General features: G+C 60.6%; 21 protein-coding genes. 8 read left to right on the top strand and 13 right to left on the bottom strand.

Going from position 1 to position 18,638, the window contains the following annotated elements:
• Positions 1-136 precede the first annotated feature (136 nt).
• The gene (locus tag IE188_RS15250) at positions 137-718 is read left to right on the top strand and encodes a transglycosylase SLT domain-containing protein (RefSeq protein ID WP_191287382.1); all 582 of its coding nucleotides are present in this window, start codon (positions 137-139) and stop codon (positions 716-718) included.
• A gap of 7 nt (positions 719-725) precedes the next feature.
• Here the strand turns inward: IE188_RS15250 and IE188_RS15245 are convergent, their stop codons facing one another.
• The 5 genes from IE188_RS15245 to IE188_RS15225 form a co-directional block, all read right to left on the bottom strand.
• Positions 726-1,328, bottom strand: a complete 603-nt coding sequence (locus IE188_RS15245) for a LolA family protein (protein ID WP_191287381.1) — start codon at positions 1,326-1,328, stop codon at positions 726-728.
• A 104-nt stretch (positions 1,329-1,432) separates the two neighbouring features.
• Positions 1,433-1,780 (bottom strand): RidA family protein, encoded by a 348-nt coding sequence (locus IE188_RS15240; protein WP_191287380.1) that lies wholly within the window; start codon positions 1,778-1,780, stop codon positions 1,433-1,435.
• A gap of 55 nt (positions 1,781-1,835) precedes the next feature.
• A complete protein-coding gene (locus IE188_RS15235; protein ID WP_191287379.1) occupies positions 1,836-4,724 on the bottom strand; it encodes a DNA translocase FtsK in 2,889 nt (962 codons plus the stop codon).
• 12 nt (positions 4,725-4,736) lie between these two features.
• Entirely contained in the window at positions 4,737-5,921 is a 1,185-nt protein-coding gene (locus IE188_RS15230; protein ID WP_191287378.1) for an aminotransferase class I/II-fold pyridoxal phosphate-dependent enzyme, read from the bottom strand.
• A 130-nt stretch (positions 5,922-6,051) separates the two neighbouring features.
• Positions 6,052-7,380: an amidase gene (locus IE188_RS15225; protein ID WP_229836911.1), complete on the bottom strand. Its 1,329-nt coding sequence runs from the start codon at positions 7,378-7,380 to the stop codon at positions 6,052-6,054.
• A gap of 85 nt (positions 7,381-7,465) precedes the next feature.
• Here IE188_RS15225 and IE188_RS15220 point away from each other — a divergent pair, with 85 nt between their 5' ends.
• A complete protein-coding gene (locus tag IE188_RS15220) occupies positions 7,466-8,692 on the top strand; it encodes an FAD-dependent monooxygenase (RefSeq protein ID WP_191287377.1) in 1,227 nt (408 codons plus the stop codon).
• A gap of 4 nt (positions 8,693-8,696) precedes the next feature.
• Here the strand turns inward: IE188_RS15220 and IE188_RS15215 are convergent, their stop codons facing one another.
• From IE188_RS15215 to IE188_RS15195, 5 genes are all read right to left on the bottom strand, one after another.
• Entirely contained in the window at positions 8,697-8,888 is a 192-nt protein-coding gene (locus IE188_RS15215) for a Trm112 family protein (protein ID WP_191287376.1), read from the bottom strand.
• Entirely contained in the window at positions 8,885-9,529 is a 645-nt protein-coding gene (locus tag IE188_RS15210) for an LON peptidase substrate-binding domain-containing protein (RefSeq protein WP_191287375.1), read from the bottom strand. Before IE188_RS15210 ends, IE188_RS15215 begins: the two co-directional genes overlap by 4 nt.
• Positions 9,530-9,556: 27 nt before the next feature.
• Positions 9,557-10,465, bottom strand: coding sequence for a thioredoxin family protein (locus IE188_RS15205; protein ID WP_191287374.1), 909 nt, complete (start codon positions 10,463-10,465; stop codon positions 9,557-9,559).
• A 54-nt stretch (positions 10,466-10,519) separates the two neighbouring features.
• Positions 10,520-11,308 carry an exodeoxyribonuclease III gene (locus IE188_RS15200; RefSeq protein ID WP_191287373.1) on the bottom strand — a complete coding sequence of 263 codons (789 nt, stop codon included), beginning with the start codon at positions 11,306-11,308 and terminating at the stop codon, positions 10,520-10,522.
• Between the two features lie 87 nt (positions 11,309-11,395).
• Complete coding sequence (locus tag IE188_RS15195; protein ID WP_191287372.1) at positions 11,396-11,773, bottom strand: VOC family protein; 378 nt, start codon at positions 11,771-11,773, stop codon at positions 11,396-11,398.
• 83 nt (positions 11,774-11,856) lie between these two features.
• Here IE188_RS15195 and soxR point away from each other — a divergent pair, with 83 nt between their 5' ends.
• From soxR to IE188_RS15180, 3 genes are all read left to right on the top strand, one after another.
• Positions 11,857-12,321 carry a redox-sensitive transcriptional activator SoxR gene (soxR, locus tag IE188_RS15190; RefSeq protein WP_191287371.1) on the top strand — a complete coding sequence of 155 codons (465 nt, stop codon included), beginning with the start codon at positions 11,857-11,859 and terminating at the stop codon, positions 12,319-12,321.
• A gap of 80 nt (positions 12,322-12,401) precedes the next feature.
• Positions 12,402-13,112 carry a VIT1/CCC1 transporter family protein gene (locus tag IE188_RS15185; RefSeq protein WP_191287370.1) on the top strand — a complete coding sequence of 237 codons (711 nt, stop codon included), beginning with the start codon at positions 12,402-12,404 and terminating at the stop codon, positions 13,110-13,112.
• Between the two features lie 151 nt (positions 13,113-13,263).
• A complete protein-coding gene (locus tag IE188_RS15180; protein ID WP_191287369.1) occupies positions 13,264-13,635 on the top strand; it encodes a 4a-hydroxytetrahydrobiopterin dehydratase in 372 nt (123 codons plus the stop codon).
• A 104-nt stretch (positions 13,636-13,739) separates the two neighbouring features.
• Here IE188_RS15180 and IE188_RS15175 read toward each other — a convergent pair whose 3' ends face one another.
• Complete coding sequence (locus IE188_RS15175) at positions 13,740-14,426, bottom strand: response regulator transcription factor (protein WP_191287368.1); 687 nt, start codon at positions 14,424-14,426, stop codon at positions 13,740-13,742.
• 153 nt (positions 14,427-14,579) lie between these two features.
• Here IE188_RS15175 and ribA point away from each other — a divergent pair, with 153 nt between their 5' ends.
• Entirely contained in the window at positions 14,580-15,659 is a 1,080-nt protein-coding gene (ribA, locus tag IE188_RS15170; protein ID WP_191287367.1) for a GTP cyclohydrolase II, read from the top strand.
• 17 nt (positions 15,660-15,676) lie between these two features.
• Entirely contained in the window at positions 15,677-16,162 is a 486-nt protein-coding gene (locus IE188_RS15165; RefSeq protein WP_191287441.1) for a L,D-transpeptidase family protein, read from the top strand.
• Positions 16,163-16,220: 58 nt separating this feature from the next.
• On the opposite strand, the gene IE188_RS15160 is transcribed toward IE188_RS15165, so the two are convergent.
• On the bottom strand, positions 16,221-16,874 hold the full coding sequence (locus IE188_RS15160; protein WP_191287366.1) for a YggS family pyridoxal phosphate-dependent enzyme: 654 nt from the start codon (positions 16,872-16,874) through the stop codon (positions 16,221-16,223).
• Between the two features lie 95 nt (positions 16,875-16,969).
• The gene (locus IE188_RS15155; RefSeq protein ID WP_191287365.1) at positions 16,970-17,809 is read right to left on the bottom strand and encodes a porin; all 840 of its coding nucleotides are present in this window, start codon (positions 17,807-17,809) and stop codon (positions 16,970-16,972) included.
• A gap of 295 nt (positions 17,810-18,104) precedes the next feature.
• On the opposite strand from IE188_RS15155, the gene IE188_RS15150 reads away from it, so the two are divergent.
• Positions 18,105-18,608 carry a DUF3576 domain-containing protein gene (locus IE188_RS15150; RefSeq protein ID WP_191287364.1) on the top strand — a complete coding sequence of 168 codons (504 nt, stop codon included), beginning with the start codon at positions 18,105-18,107 and terminating at the stop codon, positions 18,606-18,608.
• Positions 18,609-18,638: the final 30 nt, after the last annotated feature.

The raw sequence follows: 18,638 nt of genomic DNA, 5'->3' as shown, positions 1-18,638 counted from the left end.
GTAATCCGGGGTCGCGAGATCACCGAAAATGGGTGTGCGCGGGTCGCTGCTGGTCACGAAAAATCGCCATTCTTGGAATTCCCAGCCACAACAGTTTCGGCTATAGTCACAAAAAACATAAGATTGCGAGAGGCAGATGAGCAGACTTCTTCGCGCAGCAGTGATCCTTTTGTTCGTGGCGTCTTGTGGTGGTACCGACACCAAAGCACCACGGAACCTGGACAATGCGTGCAGCATTATCAAGCAGCGCCCGAAAATACATAAGGCGATGAAACGAACCCAGCGCAAATGGGGCGTTCCGGTGCCCGTGCAAATGGCGATGATTTATCAGGAATCGAAATTTATCGGAAACGCGCGCACGCCGGTGAAATACGCATTGGGCGTGTTGCCCATGGGGCGCCAAAGCTCGGCCTATGGCTATGCACAAGTGCTGGATGCAACCTGGAAGGAATACCAGCGTGACGAGGGCGGGCGCGGTGCGCGGCGCACCGACATCAAGGACGCCACGGATTTCATGGGTTGGTACATGAATGAAACACGCGCCAAGACGGGGATCCCCCTGACCGACGCGCGCAATCAGTATCTGGCCTATCACGAGGGGCGCTCTGGGTATCTGCGCGGCAGCCACAACTCCAAGTCATGGCTGCTTCGCATCGCGTCCGAGGTGCAAGCCCGCGCCATTCTGTATCAGCACCAACTGGCAAGTTGCCGTCGGTGATCCGGCGTTAGCGCGACCGCTGATTGATCGCCGCCGTGATCGAGAACAGTGAGCTTTTCAGCGGCGCGCCTTTCGTCATCTCGCCCAGGATGACGGTGGTCTTCGACCCGGCATTGTCGGTGATGATCCACTGGCGCAGCTCGGTCGGGTTGGCGGTGAACTTCAGCTCGATCGTACCGATTTCGGGGTTTTGGGGATCCTGGGCCAGCACCGTGGTTGCCGTGCCGTCATACCCGTGCCCCTTGACCATCTGCGCCTGGTTCAGGTTGACATTGCGTTCCAGGATCAGGTTCAGCGGTGTGCGTTTCAGCGGGTATTGCTGCGGCCCGGCATTGGACTTTCCATCAAAGATCGCCACCTGCGACCCGCCAGCCACCACCAGCGCATCGGTCGGCGGGTTGTATTCGAACCGCGCCCGGCCCGGTCGTTTCAGGTAGATCGTCCCGGTCGAGATCGTGCCGTCATCATTGATCTGCGTGAACGCAGCCTTGGCCGTATCAAGCCCATTCAGATACTTTGAGATCGCGTTCAGCGACAGTTTTTCCGCCATCGCCGGAGCCGCGCTTGCAGCGATGGCCACGGCGGCAAGCGTCATTCGAAAAAGGGTCATTCATCCTACCTTTGCTGATCGGGCACAGTTTATCCCGTTACATATGGGAAGTTTAAGCCCGATCAGAAGGTGATAGGCGATAACGTGCCGTTCAATTCAAGGTGTTATTCCGCGACAGCCGCGGTCACGATGATCTCGACCCTGTAATCCGGGGTTGCCAGGTCAGCCGATCCGGTGGCGCGCGCCGGTGCGTGCCCCTTGGGCACCCAGGCATCCCACACGTCGTTCATCGCGGCAAAATCCTTCATGTCCGCCAACCAGATCACCGCCTGAAGCATGTGTTTCTTGGAAGACCCGGCTTCGTTAAGCAGGTTTTCAACGCGAACCAGACATTCGCGCGTCTGGTCTGCCACGCTGTCCCCGGCATTGCCCACTTGGCCCGCCAGATAGACAACCCCTTTATGGGTCACGCTTTGGCTCATCCGGTCGGTTGTATGGCGTCGTTGGATCATCTTTTGCCTCAATTCTGTTGAAAATGAACCGCGCTACTTGCGCGTGCGGCGGTTCTTATTGTTCGGGGATCAGGATCTCGCGCTTGCCGACATGGTTCGACGCGGACACGAGGCCTTCGTCCTCCATTTGCTCGACCAGTCGCGCGGCCTTGTTATAGCCGATGCCCAGTTTGCGCTGGATGTAGGACGTCGAACACTTGCGATCCTTGATCACAATCGCCACGGCCTGATCGTATTGCGCATCTTCGCCGGTTGTGTTGCCGCCCGTATTCAGGCCCAGCACCGCGTCGATATTGTCCGCCTTGTCATCCGACGGTCCTTCGACCACGCCGCCCACATATTCGGGTGCGCCGAACCCTTTCAGATAGGTGACGATTTCCTCGACCTCTTCATCTGAAACAAAGGGTCCGTGCACGCGCGTGATCTTTGATCCGCCCGCCATGTACAGCATATCGCCCATGCCCAGAAGCTGTTCGGCCCCTTGTTCACCCAGAATGGTGCGGCTGTCGATTTTCGACGTGACCTGGAAGCTGATGCGGGTGGGGAAGTTCGCCTTGATCGTGCCGGTGATCACATCCACCGACGGGCGCTGTGTGGCCATGATCAGGTGAATGCCCGACGCCCGCGCCATCTGCGCAAGCCGCTGAATACATGCCTCGATTTCTTTACCTGCCACCATCATCAGGTCGGCCATCTCGTCCACGACCACCACGATATAGGGCAGTTTCTCGGGGGCAAATTCCTCGGTCTCGAAAATGGGCTCGCCGGTGTCATCGTCGAAACCCGTCTGCACGGTGCGTTCAAACATCTCGCCTTTGGCCAGCGTGTCAGCGACGCGGCCATTGTAACCTTCGATATTGCGCACACCCATCTTGGACATCTTGCGATAGCGGTCCTCCATCTCGCCCACGACCCATTTCAGGGCGACGACCGCCTTTTTCGGATCGGTCACAACGGGGGACAGCAGATGCGGGATGCCGTCATAGACGGAAAGCTCCAGCATTTTCGGGTCGATCATGATCATCCGGCAATCTTCCGGCGTCAGCCGATACAGAAGCGACAGGATCATCGTGTTGATCGCGACGGATTTACCAGACCCGGTGGTCCCTGCGATCAAAAGGTGAGGCATCTTCGCCAGGTTCGCGACAATCGGATCGCCGCCGATATCCTTGCCCAGCGCCAGCGGCAAGCCATTGCCGTCACCGAAATCGCGCGTGGACAGGATTTCGCGGAATGACACCATTTCGCGTTTTTCATTGGGCAGTTCAATGCCGATCACCGACCGGCCCGGCACGGTCGAGACACGTGCCGACAGCGCCGACATGGACCGGGCAATGTCATCGGCCAGGCCAATCACGCGGCTGGCTTTCAGGCCCGGTGCGGGTTCCAGTTCGTACATGGTGACGACGGGGCCGGGGCGGACCGACACGATCTCGCCCTTCACGCCGTAATCATCCAGCACGGTTTCCAGCATCCGCGCGTTTTCCTCCAACGCTTCGTCCGACAGATGATGGCGTTCGATCGTCACCGGATTTGCCAGCAGGTTCAAAGGCGGCAGTTCATAGCCGGGATGCGTGTCTTCGAAGCTTAGCGACGGTTGCGCTTCGGCCTTTGCGCGGGTCGAGGGTGGCGTGGGTTTCGGCACGGGATGCTGCACGACCTTCTTGGCCGGCTGCGCCAACCCGGCATGCGCCGGAGTATAGACGCGCGGCTCGGCCGGTGGGGCGTCGGGTGCCATCAGGTCTTCGACCACCATGTCATCATCGTCCACCAACTCAGGCGCTGCCATCAACGGCGTTTCGGCATGTTCAACCGGCGGCGCCGCGTTCAGGATCATCGGATCAGGCCCGCGCCGGTGACGGGCAACCGCGCGCGCCAGAGGGGGCTCGGCCCGCGTGGGGTCGGACAATGTCGGCTGATGCGCCCGGTTCTTCAGAGCCGATGCAATCTTGGCCCGGATACGGTCCTCACCGCCCAGACCTTCGGGAATCTCGCCATCGAAGGTGGGGGATTCAACCAGTTCGGGCTCGGGGTCCGTGTTGCGACGGAACAGCGCGTTCAACAGCCCCGGCTTCGACGGTGCGGGCGCTGGGTCTTCGATGACCACCTCGGGTGCGCTGCCGTGCACGGGCGGCTCCGGTCGCATCACGCGGGCCGCGCGCAACGGGGGTGGGGCGGTGAACTCTTCGTCATAGACATCATCGGCCTGGGTCTGCGCGCGCCGTTCGTCGCGGCGTGCAGCCTGGCGGGCCTGCATCTGACGGGCCGTGGCAACCGCTCCATGGGCCGCCCCTTTCGCGCCTTTACCCAATAGCGACACGACACCAGCATAGCTCATCACGATACCGACGATCAGGAAGTGGCCAAAGCGCTGAAGTTCGAACCGGTCCACGCCGATCACGAACAGGACGGCCAGCAGGGCGGCAAACGCCGACAGCACCGACATGACCTTCAGCCCCAGACCGGCACCCACCGGCAAACCGGCCAAAAGCGCGCCCAGAACAGTGTCACCGAACAGCCCGCCCAGCCCGAAAGAGTGGGTCCAGCCCGCCCCCGGAACCAGCGTTGATGCATAGATCGAACACAAGGCAACCGCGATCGGCGCAAAGATCATCCGACCCATTACGCGTTCCTCGCCGATGTGGAAGGTCAGACGCAGCCCCCAGACAGCAAGGATCACGGAAAGCGACCAGGACCCCAGCCCGGAAATCACCGCCAGAGGCGAGGCAACAAAGGCACCAATCCGGCCCAAAGCGTTCTGCGCGGGCGTATCGGTCGCCGACATCCAGCCGGGATCTTCGGGCGAATAACTGCCAAGGATCAGCGCGACAATGACGCCAAGGGCGATCAGCCCAAGGCCCAGAAGTTCTTTCCCGCGTCGTTCCAGCACCGCCTGGGTGTTGCTGTCAAAGATGGGATCCCGTTGTTTCGCCTGATACGCCATACCACCACGTCCTCACTTAAAGAGACAGTCGCGGATTTTTTCCAACCCGCGCTGCATTTCTTGTTTTGGGGCCACCATGGCGACCCGGATATACCCCTTGCCGGGGTTTTCGTTGTTCACGTCCCGCGACAGATACGCGCCGGGCAAAACCCGCACGCCAGTCTTGGTCCACAGCTTCATCGCCGCCGCTTCGCCATCGTCGACGGGCAGCCACAGGAAGAACCCCGCCTCGGGCCCCTGATAGCCATCGACACCCGCGAACACGTCGTCCGCCAACGCGTATTTGTCCTGATAGAGCGCACGGTTCTCAGCCACATGCGCTTCGTCCTTCCAGGCCCGCTCGGCCACGCGCTGCAAGGGCAGCGGCAGGGGCGCACCGGCAAATGATCGCAACTGACGCACGCGACGCAGGCTTTCCGGCCCACCCGCTACAAAACCCGACCGCAACCCCGGCAGGTTTGACCGTTTGGACAGCGAATGAAACACCACCACGCGTTCCGGGTCCGCCCCGCCTTCGCGGGCGACCTCAAGCGCGCCGGGGGGCGGCGTGTCGCGATAGATCTCGGAATAGCATTCGTCGGCGAAAATCCGGAAATCGTATTTCTCGGCCAAAGCGATCAGGTTCGCCCAGTAGTCGCGATCCGCCACTGCCCCTTGCGGGTTCGTCGGAGAGCAGACATAGGCAACCTCGGTCCGGTTCAAAATATCCGGCGTCAGCGCCGAATAATTCGGCAGAAAGCCAGTTTCGGCCGTCGTCGGCAGAAACACCGGTTCAGCCCCGACCGTCATCGCGGCCACGGCATAGACCTGATAAAACGGGTTCGGGATCAGCACCACGGGTCGCTCGCCGCGCGCGGTTTGCTCCGGGCACAGGGCCAGCAACGTATTGAACAAACCTTCGCGGGTGCCGTTCAGCGCCATGATCTGGGTGGCAGGGTCCATCTGCACGCCATATCGGCGCAACAGCCAGCCCGCGATTGCGTCCAACAGTTCGGGTGATCCGTCATTGGGCGGATATTGCCCGAATTCTTGCGAATGCTCGGCAATGACCTGCGGCACCCAGTCCGGGAAAGGATGCTTCGGCTCGCCAATGGTCATATGCATCACCTCGCCGCCCGGCGCATGGGCGTCAAGAAGGCTCCGCAGGCGCGGAAATGCATATTCGGGCAAGCTGGAATACCGCTCGGGAAACGTCATTGGAACGTCACTATACTGCCTCAGGTCTCGGGATCATGTCGCCCCGTTTGATCCAAGGATAGCTTGCAAACCGCGGCGGGTCCAGAAAAACGCCGCGATTTTCGATGGTTGATCGCGCAGGTTGTGGCTTTTAGGCCAACACGGCCTCGCAGGCTGCCCCAAGGCGCAGCAATCGTTCCTCGGCCATCGGGGCGCCCAGAAGCATGATCCCGGTCGAGGGCAAGCCGGTCGGCAGGCTCAGCCCGCACGATCCCATCAGGTTGCCAATGCGAGTGTTGCGCAGTGCCCACAGGTTCTCTTCGACGTAATAGTCGTGATCGTTCATCAGCCGTGTGACAATCGGCGGCATGATCGGCGATGTCGGCATCACCACGGCGTCATAGCCTGCAACGGCGCTATGATAAGCCTCGCGGATCTGGTCCAGCCGCTGCCACGCCCGAACATAGTCAACGCCCGAGAATTGCCCCCCGGCGCGGAAGCGTTCCAGGATTTCGGCGAACATCAGGTCCGGTTTTGCCTCGATCTCGTTTTGCCAGGTGGCATAGGCTTCGGTGGTGAACAGCACGCCGGACATCGCCAGCGCCTCGTCCACAATGGGGGAATGGACACGCCGGACAACCGCACCGTTGTCCATCAGGCGCCCGATGGCGCTTTCAAACCCGGACAAAGGCTCGCCCCGCGCGCCTTCCAGTCCGTTTTCCAGAACCAGCAACCGCGTGCCCTTCAGGCTGGCGCCCCGCAGGTCCACTGCTGATCGCCCCTCCAGTGCGGACAGCATCAGGGCAGCATCCTCAACCGTGCGACACAGCGGGCCGACCGTGTCAAAGCGTGCTGCCAGTGGCACGACGCCTTTGGACGACAAACGGCCCGAGGTCGTTTTCAACCCCACAAGATCGTTCCATGCGGCCGGGATGCGCACCGATCCGCCCGTATCCGACCCGACCGCCCCCGCTGCCAGATGAAACGCCACCGACGTGGCTGCGCCCGAGCTTGAGCCACCCGACACCGCATCATAATCGTTCACACAGGGGCTGGTGGCCGTCACCGGGTTCAGGCCAAGCCCGGAAAAGGCCAGTTCGCTCATATGCGTTTTGCCCAGACAGACAAGCCCCTGCGCGGTGGCGTTGCGCAACACTTCGGCGTCGCGCTCGGGCACGCGGTCCTTCAACAATGCGGACCCTGCTTCTGTCGCCACGCCGGCGGTATCGAACAGGTCTTTCCAACTGATCGGCACCCCGTCGAGCAACCCTAGACGGTGCCCGGAAGCGGCGCGTCTGGACGATGCGGCAGCCTCGGTCAATGCGCGGTCTTCCGTCAGACGGGCATAGATCCGGTCCTGAAATTTGTGGGCCTTGATCGCGTTCAGATAGGTTTCGGTCAGGGCTACCGGATCAATCCTGCCCGCGCCAATTCCCCGGCCCAGATCGCCCATGCTCATGGTCAGCCAATCGTTGCTCATCGGACCTCTCCTGTCAGGTGTCCCGGTGACGGTAGCGGCGCTTGCGCACATGGACAATCCCCGACAAGGGGTTCAAAAAGGCGATATGAAACTTGATGCCGATATTCTGATCGTAGGTGGCGGGTTGAACGGTCCGGCGCTGGCGCTTGCGCTGGGTGACACCGGGTTCGATGTGACCATCATTGACGCGTTGCCAAAAGGGGCGCGCGGTGGGGATGATTTCGACGGGCGCGGCTATGCCCTGGCGCTGGCGTCGCAGCGCCTGTTGTCGGCGCTTGGCGTCTGGCCGACGGTTTCCCCCAACGCCCAGCCCCTGCTGGATATCCGCATTTCGGACGGCCGACCCGGTGAAGGCCCCGGCCCCTTCGTGCTGGAGTTCGATCACGCAGAAATCGACGAAGGTCCGATGGGTTATATGGTCGAGGATCGGTTCCTGTCCCGCGCCCTGATCGACGCGGTCGAGGCTCATCCGAAGGTGACACTTCTGGATCAGGAAACCGTGGTCGAACAGACGGTCGATGCGGCCTCGGTCACGCTGGAGCTTGCCTCGGGCAAGCGTCTGACAGGTCGTGTCGTCGTGGGATGCGACGGGCGACGGTCGGGCACGGCAGAGCGGGCCGGGATCGGACGGTTCGGCCACGATTATGGCCAGACCTCGCTGGTATGCGCGATTGACCATGAATTGCCGCATCACGGTGTGGCGCACCAGTTTTTCATGCCCGCTGGCCCCTTGGCGATCCTGCCGCTTCCGGGCAACCAAAGCTCGATCGTCTGGACCGAATCCCACGCCGAGGCCGCGCGCATTCACGCGCTGGACGACGCGGGGTATCTGGACGAGCTGCGCCCGCGCTTCGGATCCTTTCTGGGGCAGATCAGCCTTGCGGGCAAACGCTTCACCTATCCGCTGAACCTGACCGTCGCGAATGCCTTTTTCGCGGATCGTCTGGCGCTGGTCGGTGATGCGGCGCATGGGTTGCACCCGATTGCCGGGCAAGGTCTGAACGCCGGGCTGAAGGACGTGGCGGCTCTGGCCGAGGTGCTGACCCTTGCCCGCCGTCGCGGGGAAGATATCGGGCGGCTGGACGTGCTGGAGCGTTACCAACAATGGCGCCGCTTTGATGTGGCCCAGATGGTCGCCGTGACGGAAGCCACCAACAGGTTGTTTTCCAACGACAACCCCATCCTGCGCACTGTGCGTGAACTGGGATTGGGCGCTGTGAATGCGATACCGGGCCTGCGCCGAGGCTTCATCCGAGAAGCTGCCGGGCTGACCGGCGATCTGCCCCGGCTTCTGCAAGGGCGGCAAATCTAGCGCCTCAATCCTCGATCTTACGGGCTTCGTCGACCAGCATCACAGGGATACCACCGCGGATCGGGAACGCCAGCCTCGCGGCTTTGGACACCAGTTCCTGTTTGTCGGCATCATAGCTCAGCACCGTTTGGGTGACGGGGCAGACCAGTGCCTCGATCATGCGACGGTCAAATTCCGGGGTGGGCGCTTCGGTCATTGCACTTGCTCCTCGCCCACGCCTTTGCGCAAGGTAAATTCCATCAGTGTCACCAAGGTCTCGCGGCGGGTGCTGAGGTACGGCGCCTCAAGCAGCGCCTGCTTATCCTCGGGGTCGAAGGGGCACAACATCGACAAGGCGTTGATCATCAACTCGTCTTCGGCGGTTTGCAGGCTGTCCCAATCGGTTTGCAGCTCTTCCAGTTCAAAATATCGTTCAAGCAGTTTGAAGAATGCCTCGCGATCCAGGCCGGGATCATGCTCGGGCTGGCCCAGATCACGGTCAAAACCGCGCCAATCGGCCTCGGTCCGCAGATAGGGGGTGAACCCTTCCTGCACCGCGCCAAGACGGAAACGCGAAATCCCGGTCAGCGTAAGCATATACCGCCCATCCTCGGTTTCCGTGAACGAGGTGATGCGCCCGGCACATCCGATCGCATGCAGGCGGGTCGCGTCCTGATCGCTGTCGCCCATCGGCTGGATCATCCCGATCAGCCGTTCGGGCGTTTTCAGCGCATCGTCGACCATCGCCAGATAGCGCGGTTCGAACACATGCAACGGCAACCGTCCGCGCGGCAACAAAAGCGCGCCCGGCAACGGGAACAACGGCAGAAAATCAGGCAGGTCGGCGGCGGACATCATATGACCACTGTAGCGCGGCTTGCCCGTTCACACAAAGATCATCGACGACAGCTTGCGCCGACCGGTCAATGCAATCGGGTCTTTCGCATCCAGCGCGTCGAAAATCGTGAACAGTTGTGCCTTGGCCGCCCCGTCGTTCCAGTCTCTATCCCTGCGGAACAGCTCCAACAACTCGTCCACGGCCGCCTGAGCGTCGCCTGACGCGTTCAAGGCAACAGCCAGGTCGAACCGGGCCTGATGGTCGTCCGGATTTGCGTCCACAGCGGCGCGCAGCTCGGCCACCGGTCCGGCGCTTTCGGCCTGCCGGGCCAGTTCGATTTTGGCACGCACGGCTTCGATTTCGGGCGCTTGCGAGATTTCGGCGGGCGCACCGTTCAGCGTGGCTTCGGCATCATCGACCTTGCCCGCCGCCAGATGGCAGCGCGCCAGACCGGCAAACGCCGCGGCCGAGTTCGGGTCTTCCTCAAGGATTGCGGCAAAGGTCTGCGCGGCGTCGTCGATCGCGCCAGCCTCCAACATCTCGTCGGCGGCGGCGATGGCATCCGCCAGTCCGTTGTCTGCGTCACCCCCAAAGGCGGCAACACGCTTGACGAATTCTTTCACCTCGGACGCAGGCAGGGCGCCCTGAAACCCATCCGCCGGCTGACCCTGCCAGAACGCGTAAACGGTCGGGATGGACTGCACACGCAACTGGCCCGCAATCATCTGGTTTTCGTCCACGTTGACCTTCACCATGCGCACCTTGCCGCCCGCTTCGGTCACGGCGGCTTCCAGCGCCGGGCCAAGCTGCTTGCAGGGGCCGCACCATGGCGCCCAGAAATCGACGATGATCGGCACCTCTTGCGAGGCGTCAACCACGTCCTGCATGAAGGTTGCCTCGCTTACATCCTTGATCAGATCAGTAGCGGCCGGTGCGCCACCCAGTTCGAGTTCCATTGCTCAAGCTCCTTCAAATGCGTTGAGGTTTATATGCCCCCTGCCCCGCCGGTTTTAAAGGTCGAAAGTCGCAAAGACCGGCGCGTGATCGGATGGCTTTTCCCATCCGCGCGCGTCCCGCAGGATGCGCGAGGCATGACCGGCATTTGAAATATCGGGCGTGGCCCAGACATGATCCAACCGCCGCCCCTTGTCCGCCGCGTTCCAATCCTTCGCGCGATAAGACCACCAGGAATAAAGCTGGCCTTCGGGAATGTCCTGCCGCGTGATGTCGACCCAGTTGGCGGCGTCCTGCACCTGCGCCAACGCCTCGACCTCGACGGGCGTGTGGCTGACCACTTTCAAAAGCTGTTTGTGCGACCAGACATCATCCTCGCGCGGCGCGATGTTCAGATCGCCCACAAGGATCGACTTGCCCGGCTTCTCGGCAAAGAAGTGGTCGCGCATATCGGTGAGGTAGTCGAGCTTCTGGCCAAACTTCTCGTTCACGTCGCGATCCGGCACATCACCCCCTGCGGGGACATAGAAATTGTGGATCGTGACGCCGTTTTCCAATTGCCCCGCGATATGGCGGGCATGGCCCAGCGCGGCGAAATCGAAACTTGTCACCTCTTTCATCGGCAGACGCGACAGGATCGCAACGCCGTTGTATCCCTTCTGCCCGCGCGCGATCATGTGGGTATAGCCAAGGGCGGCGAAGCCTTCCATCGGGATCTTTTCGACCGGGCTTTTGCATTCCTGAAGGCACAGCACATCGGGGGCTTCTTCCATGAGCAGCTTCTGCACGATCGGTTCGCGCAAACGGACCGAGTTGATATTCCAGGTGGCAAGGGTGAAGCTCATGGTGTCCTCCGATTGTCGCGCATTTGCGGGGACCATAGAGGACGGATCAAAAAGTGAACAGGGGCGAGTTTTCACCGCCCCCGACCATCAGGCATAAGACACCACTTCCCATTCAACCCCGTCATGGTCGTCAAAATAAAAGCGCCGCCCCGGTTCGTAGTCCGCGTGGTTTTGAGGCTGAAACCCGGCAGCTTTCACCCGGCTTTCAGTCGCGTCAATGTCATCGACGACGACACCCACATGGTTCAACCCTGCGCGGGTGGTATAGGAATGCTGCGGGTCGTCCATCGGCCTTTTGGGCGTATACAGAGCCACATAGCTGTCTTCATCGCCCACATGCGCGGTATATCCGCCCGAGATCGCGTCGCCCTCCCACCGGGTCTTCCACCCAAACACGGCCCCGAGCCAGGCGGTTGTCGCTTTCGGGTCGCTGACCGTCACATTCACATGTTCCAGATGTGCCATTTTGGCCTCCTTGATCTTCGTTGCGAGTCGGGTTCTAATTCCTAAAGCTAACTTTAGATCAAGGTTTTTCTTTCGAGGCTTCCATGGAACGCAGGAACGAGATTTCTATCGGCACATTGGCCAAACGCACTGGCTTGGCTGTGTCGGCAATCCGGTATTACGAAACCCAGGGACTGGTTGCGCCAGAACGCAACGCGGGCGGGCAACGGCGGTTCCTGCGCTCGGATATACGACGCCTGAGCTTCGTGATGATCGCGCAGAAGTTCGGCTTCACGCTTGACCGCATCCGTGACCTTCTGGGTCGCCTGCCCCAGAGCCGCACCCCAACCGCCAAAGACTGGGCCGGAATATCGCAAGACTTCCGTGCGGAACTGGACGAGCAGATCGCAGCCCTCACCCGGTTGCGCGACAAACTTGATGGCTGCATCGGTTGCGGCTGCCTGTCTTTGGACCGCTGCGCGCTGTACAACCCCGATGATATCGCCGCCGAAAAAGGGGCTGGACCCCGATATCTGCTTGGGGACGAGGCTGTCAGACCAGAAGGATGAATGTGACCCTGTCTCACCTTGATCTGTCTTAAGGCGATCCGCACAATCCCGCTGCACACTGACCTGAACGGAGGTCAGCCATGTCCGATCACGGTCACAGCCCACAAGAAATCACCGCCCGCATTGGCGCGCCGCCCGGCAAAGGTGTGTTGCGCGATGCAGTCTATGGGGCCATCGACGGGTCCGTGACCACCTTTGCCATCGTGGCGGGTGTGGCGGGGGCCGGGTTGTCACCATTCATCATCGTCATCCTGGGGCTGGCCAACGTGCTGGCCGACGGGTTTTCGATGGCCGCTGCCGCCTATTCCGGCACCAAGGCGGAACAAGACAATTTCCAGCGCATTCGCAAGATCGAAGAAAGCCACATCGAACGCTATCCCGAAGGGGAATGGCGCGAGGTTCGGGAAATTCTATCCCAGAAAGGCTTGTCCGACCGCATTCTGGACGAGGCCACAAATGCCATCACCAAGGACAAAGAGAACTGGATTGCGATGATGATGGAAGGCGAATACGGGTTGGGCGGAATAGACCCTAACCCACTGCGATCCGCCACCACGACCTTTCTGGCGTTCCTGGTCGCGGGCATGATCCCGCTTCTGCCGTTCATCCTGAAACTCGACAACGCCTTCACAATTTCCGCCTGGATGACCATGGCCAGCTTTTTCGCCATCGGCGCGCTGAAAAGCCACTGGTCCCTCAGCCCATGGTGGCGATCCGCAGTTGAAACCCTGCTGATCGGCGGGGCGGCGGCGGGCCTGGCCTATGGGGTCGGGACGTTGTTTAATATCTAAGGGAACCGGATTGCCAACGACGTCCGGTTGCGATCATGGCTGAAGGGGCTGCTCGTTTCGCACAGGAACGTGCGTTCACGGCGCGGATAAAGCGCAAATACCGACCGGCTGTTCGCCGGATTGCATTCTCGGACAAGGAGGAAAGCACATAATGGCAGACCTTTTGACACGCGAAGAGCGTCAAGAACACCTCATCCCGTTGGGAGAAGCCGGCTGGGGCGCCGTCCCTGACCGTGATGCCATCCGAAAGGTATATATCTTTCCCAATTTTATAGAGGCATGGGGCTGGATGTCCCGCGTCGCGATCTGGTGTGAGAAGTGGAATCATCACCCGGAATGGCGCAACGTATATCGAACCGTCGACGTCACGCTTGCGACACACGACGCCGACGGCCTCACGAGCCTGGATATCAAGCTGGCCAGGAAAATGGACGCACTCGCGAGCGCTTCGACCGCTGCACGCTATCAATCAGACATTTCGGAGCCAATCGCCTGTTTGTGTGAACCGGACCCACGCAGGTAAGAGCAACGCGTTCCGGCACCGTTCGCGCCAACCTGAACCGGGTTTGCAACAGATTGTCTAATTGGCAGCGCTGGTCGTTGCAAACCCATCCATCGTCACCGTTTTCAAGCGTTCAACCGATACCCGCCGCTTTCCGTCACCAACAGCCGAGCGTTCGACGGATCAGGCTCGATCTTCTGGCGTAGGCGGTAAATATGTGTCTCTAACGTGTGGGTTGTGACCCCTGCGTTATAGCCCCAGACCTCATGCAGCAGCACATCGCGCGCCACCACACCATCGTTCGAACGATAGAGGAACTTCAGGATATTGGTCTCTTTCTCGGTCAGGCGAACCTTGCGGTCGTCCTCGGTGATCAGCATCTTCATCGACGGCTTGAACGTGTACGGCCCAAGCTGGAACACCGCGTCTTCGCTTTGTTCATGCTGGCGCAACTGAGCGCGAATACGGGCCAGAAGCACCGGGAATTTAAACGGCTTGGACACATAATCATTGGCCCCTGCATCAAGCCCCAGAATGGTGTCCGCGTCGGTATCATGACCCGTCAGCATCACGATCGGGCATTTCACACCCTGCTTGCGCATCACACGGCACAGCTCGCGCCCATCCGTGTCGGGCAGCCCCACATCCAGGATCACAAGGTCATAGATCGCCTCTTTCGACTTGGTCAGCGCCTCGGCCCCGTTGCCTGCTTCGAAAACGTCGAAATCCTCGGTCATCAGAAGCTGTTCGGCCAGCGCGTCGCGTAGATCCTCGTCATCGTCGACCAGCAGTATCTTTTTCAGCGTAGACATCTTGCCCTCCTCGGTGATGTTGTGAAACAGATGTTCGCCCCTCACGGGATTGGCAAGATTTGCAACAAGCGGCTCACGGCCTCGTGTCCGGTTGCCGGTAAATGTTTCATATCGTGACAGATCGTCCTAATGATGGGGCGTGAAAGGATGCCGATGACACTCGCCCCCAACCAGACCGAGCTTTTGGCCCGCGCCCGCGTTGACCTGCGCATGGGGGTGCCGATTGTGCTGACCCATCACGGACGCACGGTGATGGTCGCCGCGGCAGAGACCCTGTCATCCGGACGGCTGAATGACATGCGCGGCGTGGGTGCCCCGGTTTTGGCCATCACCCCTCGGCGTGCCGAAACGCTGAAGGCGCGCGCCTATTCCGACCGCGTGGCCCGTATCGAACTGCCGCGCGATGCCGGAACCGAATGGATCGCGTCGGTCGCTGATCCTTCGGATGATCTGACGCGCCCGATGAAGGGCCCGTTTCGCACGCGTCGCGGCGGTGACGACGGGCTTGAAGCGCAATCCATTGCCTTGTGCAAATCTGCGCGCCTTCTGCCCGCGACCGTGGTCGTTGATGTCTCTAACACAGCCGAAATCGCCGCTGACAAGAACCTGACCATCGTTTCGCTGGATCAGAAAATGATCGACATGCTGTCCCTGGAACCCGTCGCCCACGCCCGCCTGCCCCTTACCGTCAGCGAGGCCGGACGCCTGCATATCTTTCGTCCCGATGATGGCAGCGAAGAACATTACGCCGTGGAAATCGGCCGTCCAGCGCGTAACGAACCGGTGCTCGCACGCCTGCATTCAGCCTGTTTCACCGGCGATGTGCTGGGCAGCCTGAAATGCGATTGCGGCCCACAGCTGCACACTGCCCTGAACATGATCGGGCAGGAAGGGCATGGCGTGCTGCTTTATCTGAATCAGGAAGGCCGCGGCATCGGGCTGGCCAACAAGATGCGCGCCTATTCCCTGCAAGATCAGGGGTTCGACACGGTCGAGGCCAACCACCGCCTGGGCTTTGAGGATGACGAGCGCGATTTCCGCATCGGTGCGATGATCCTGAAATCCCTCGGCTTTTCTGCGGTGCGTCTGATGACCAACAACCCGCGCAAGGTCGCCAGGATGAACGAAACCGGAATCCACGTGACCGAACGTGTCCCGTTGCGGGTCGGCAAAGGTGCCCATAACCAAGCCTATCTCGCCACCAAGGCCCGCAAATCCGGTCATCTGCTGTGATCCCGCGCCGCTGCGACATGATCGTCACCCGATGGGGCGCGCGCTTCATGGGGCGCAGATTTCCCGTGTCCATCGGGCGCGGAGGATTGACTGACCACAAACGCGAAGGCGACGGCGCAACCCCGCGCGGCACATGGCGCGTTGTCGGGGGGTATTATCGCCCGGATCGGACCATTCCCCCAAGGGCAATAACACTGGATCGAATCGGCCCGCGCGACATCTGGTCAGATGACCCGGAAGATCCCGCCTACAACCACCCGCTGCGCACAACGACCCATCCGTTCAGCCATGAACGCCTGCGCATGACCGCCCGCCTCTACGACATCGTTCTGATCAGCGACTGGAACTATCCCTACCCCACGCCCGGCAAGGGATCGGCCATCTTCATCCACCACTGGCGCAAACCGCGCCACCCAACGGCCGGTTGCCTGGCCTTCGCGCCCAAAGACCTGCGCTGGATCCTCGATCGTTGGACCGAACACAGCCGAATCATCGTCCGCTAGGTTTTTTCTTGTCTGAAATATCCTGGGGTGAGCGGCTGCGCCGCGAGGGGCAAGGCCCCTAACCATAATCCCTCTCGCCGAAAATTGCCGATCCGACCCGCACATGGGTCGCGCCTTGCGCGATCGCGCGCTCGAAATCGCTGCTCATCCCCATCGACAATTGGTCCAGCCCGTTGCGCGCAGCCATTTTGGCCAACAGGGCAAAATGCAGGGTGGGTTCTTCATCGACCGGAGGAATGCACATCAGGCCGACAATCGGCAGGCCCAGATCTCGGCATTCGGCAACGAATCCGTCCAGATCATCGGGCATGATCCCGGCTTTCTGGGGCTCTTCCCCCGTGTTGACTTGAATGAACAGGGTCGGGCAATGGCCTTCCTCTTTTGCGATGCGGGCGATGGCGCGGGCCAGTTTGGGACGGTCCAAGGAATGGATCACGTCAAACAGCCTCATCGCCTGCCGTGTCTTGTTGGATTGCAACGGGCCGATCAGGTGCAATTCGACATCTGAAAAACGCTCTTTCAGATCGGGCCACTTTCCCGCCGCCTCTTGCACCTTGTTTTCACCGAAAACACGGTGGCCTTCTTCCAGAACGGCCACAACGCGCTCCAATGGTTGAACCTTGGACACGGCGATCAACTTGGTTGAACCGGGGGCACGCCCTGCGCGCGCCTCTTCCTTGGCGATGCGATCCTGAATGTCGGAAAGTGGCATGGGGCACCTGTTTGCTAGACTCTTCAATGACAGGTGTCCCAAAAGAAAAGAGCGGGCACAAGGCCCGCTCTTCCCTGAGTAAAAATCCGTTAGGATTAGAACAGCATGATGATGCCGAGGTCGGCTTTGGTCACGCCACCAACTTCGCCAACACCGGCGTTGAAGGTTGCGCCGCCACCCAGGTCGTATGCAACGCCCAAGCCGTATGCGTCAGCCGAAACGCCTGCGACATCGGTTTCCGAGTAAGCAGCCGAGACGGTTGCCGCGCCCATGGTGTAGGCAGCGTGGATACCGTAGGAGGTGATGTCGTTGTCGTCGTTGCGCGAGTACAGGGCGTTGACCGAGAAGTCAGCGATGTCTGCGCCAGCTTTGACGTGAACGGTGCTGGAGGTGTCGATGTTGCCCCAGTCGTCGTAACCCAGACCAACGTTGAAGTCACCCATCGAGTAGGTGGCTGCAACCGAGGTGATCTCGGTGCCGTTGAAGTCGTGCGAGATTGCGATCCCGAAGTCACCGAAGGTGCCTTCGTACATCATGTTGCCCGAGTCAGCCAGGTCAACCAGGAACTCAGCTACGTTGTCGGTGCCGATGCCGCCATAACCGATGTCCGACAGACCCAGTTTTGCGTCAACTGCCGAACCAACGTCACCGACCGAGAACTTGCCGAAGCCGCCTTCGATGTATGCCGACGAACCGTCAACACCACCGCCAGCAGTGGTCGAGGTGATGTCGACTTCTGCGCCGAAGCCCAGGCCGCCATCGGTTTCACCGGTCATCGAGACCGACAGAGTCAGGTAGTGGTCCAGCGTCCATTCGTCAGCAGCGCCGTCCATGTACTCGAAGCCTGCGCCGACTTCACCCGAGAAGCTGATGTCAGCGGCAGCGAAGCCTGCCGAAGCAACCAACGCGGTCGAAGCGAAGAGAATCTTTTTCATTTCGTTTTCCCTCATGTGTTTCAATAGTGCACCTCAATTCAGGGAAATCCGAATTGAGTATGATGGTTCAATCCACCTTTCCGCCGGGGTTTGCAAGAAATGCGGAACGAGAAATCGGATTGTGGCCGGAATTGGTGCTTCTATGTCACAGTTTTCCGGACCGCGTGATGCGGATGGTGATATCGCCGCCATGCGACCCTCGGTCTGGCCTGCAAATGCGGCTTTTGGGAAAACGCTTGCCCGCCTGAATGGCCTTATATACTAACAAGAGGAAATTGAGGAAACGGGGCTTTTTATGCGCATGTTCAGGTCTGTCGCATTCGGGATTTCAGTGATTGGTGTGCTGGGGCTTGCGGCCTGTGGCGGTGGACGCGGATCTTTGGGGATCAGCGGTGGTCAACAGCAGCAGCAACAAGCGAACACCGTCCGACATACGCCCCAGGCGGAAGAGCGGCGCGAAACCATCTGGGATCTGTTCACCAATGTGGATGATCCCAACACCACGGTCGAAGTGAACCGCTATATCTGGAATGCCTCGTTGGATGTGCTGAGCTTCATGCCGGTCAAGGCGGCTGACCCGTTCTCGGGCATCATCGTCTTTGACTATGGCCGCCCGCCGGGTGGCGGCACCGCTTACAAGGCCACCGTTTATGTCCGCGACCCCGCGCTGGACGCGCGGTCGTTGTCGGTTGCGCTCTATACGCGGGGCGGCCCGGCCAGCGCAGAAGCCGTGCGCAAGGTCGAGGACGCGATCCTGACCCGCGCGCGTCAGCTACGTATTCGTGACGGCAAGCTCTAGACCCGGACCGACCAGAGGATTAATACAAGC

This window comes from Aliiroseovarius zhejiangensis (assembly GCF_014656375.1).
In the GTDB taxonomy this organism is placed as follows: Bacteria; Pseudomonadota; Alphaproteobacteria; order Rhodobacterales; family Rhodobacteraceae; genus Aliiroseovarius; species Aliiroseovarius zhejiangensis.
This window is presented reverse-complemented; position numbering and strand designations above follow the sequence as displayed.

Coding starts and splice junctions, on each gene's coding strand:
- IE188_RS15250 (WP_191287382.1), top strand. CDS start 137: ATGAGCAGACTTCTTCGCGCAGCAGTGATCCTTTTGTTCGTGGCGTCT.
- IE188_RS15245 (WP_191287381.1), bottom strand. CDS start 1,328: ATGACCCTTTTTCGAATGACGCTTGCCGCCGTGGCCATCGCTGCAAGC.
- IE188_RS15240 (WP_191287380.1), bottom strand. CDS start 1,780: ATGATCCAACGACGCCATACAACCGACCGGATGAGCCAAAGCGTGACC.
- IE188_RS15235 (WP_191287379.1), bottom strand. CDS start 4,724: ATGGCGTATCAGGCGAAACAACGGGATCCCATCTTTGACAGCAACACC.
- IE188_RS15230 (WP_191287378.1), bottom strand. CDS start 5,921: ATGACGTTTCCCGAGCGGTATTCCAGCTTGCCCGAATATGCATTTCCG.
- IE188_RS15225 (WP_229836911.1), bottom strand. CDS start 7,380: ATGAGCAACGATTGGCTGACCATGAGCATGGGCGATCTGGGCCGGGGA.
- IE188_RS15220 (WP_191287377.1), top strand. CDS start 7,466: ATGAAACTTGATGCCGATATTCTGATCGTAGGTGGCGGGTTGAACGGT.
- IE188_RS15215 (WP_191287376.1), bottom strand. CDS start 8,888: ATGACCGAAGCGCCCACCCCGGAATTTGACCGTCGCATGATCGAGGCA.
- IE188_RS15210 (WP_191287375.1), bottom strand. CDS start 9,529: ATGATGTCCGCCGCCGACCTGCCTGATTTTCTGCCGTTGTTCCCGTTG.
- IE188_RS15205 (WP_191287374.1), bottom strand. CDS start 10,465: ATGGAACTCGAACTGGGTGGCGCACCGGCCGCTACTGATCTGATCAAG.
- IE188_RS15200 (WP_191287373.1), bottom strand. CDS start 11,308: ATGAGCTTCACCCTTGCCACCTGGAATATCAACTCGGTCCGTTTGCGC.
- IE188_RS15195 (WP_191287372.1), bottom strand. CDS start 11,773: ATGGCACATCTGGAACATGTGAATGTGACGGTCAGCGACCCGAAAGCG.
- soxR (WP_191287371.1), top strand. CDS start 11,857: ATGGAACGCAGGAACGAGATTTCTATCGGCACATTGGCCAAACGCACT.
- IE188_RS15185 (WP_191287370.1), top strand. CDS start 12,402: ATGTCCGATCACGGTCACAGCCCACAAGAAATCACCGCCCGCATTGGC.
- IE188_RS15180 (WP_191287369.1), top strand. CDS start 13,264: ATGGCAGACCTTTTGACACGCGAAGAGCGTCAAGAACACCTCATCCCG.
- IE188_RS15175 (WP_191287368.1), bottom strand. CDS start 14,426: ATGTCTACGCTGAAAAAGATACTGCTGGTCGACGATGACGAGGATCTA.
- ribA (WP_191287367.1), top strand. CDS start 14,580: ATGACACTCGCCCCCAACCAGACCGAGCTTTTGGCCCGCGCCCGCGTT.
- IE188_RS15165 (WP_191287441.1), top strand. CDS start 15,677: ATGATCGTCACCCGATGGGGCGCGCGCTTCATGGGGCGCAGATTTCCC.
- IE188_RS15160 (WP_191287366.1), bottom strand. CDS start 16,874: ATGCCACTTTCCGACATTCAGGATCGCATCGCCAAGGAAGAGGCGCGC.
- IE188_RS15155 (WP_191287365.1), bottom strand. CDS start 17,809: ATGAAAAAGATTCTCTTCGCTTCGACCGCGTTGGTTGCTTCGGCAGGC.
- IE188_RS15150 (WP_191287364.1), top strand. CDS start 18,105: ATGCGCATGTTCAGGTCTGTCGCATTCGGGATTTCAGTGATTGGTGTG.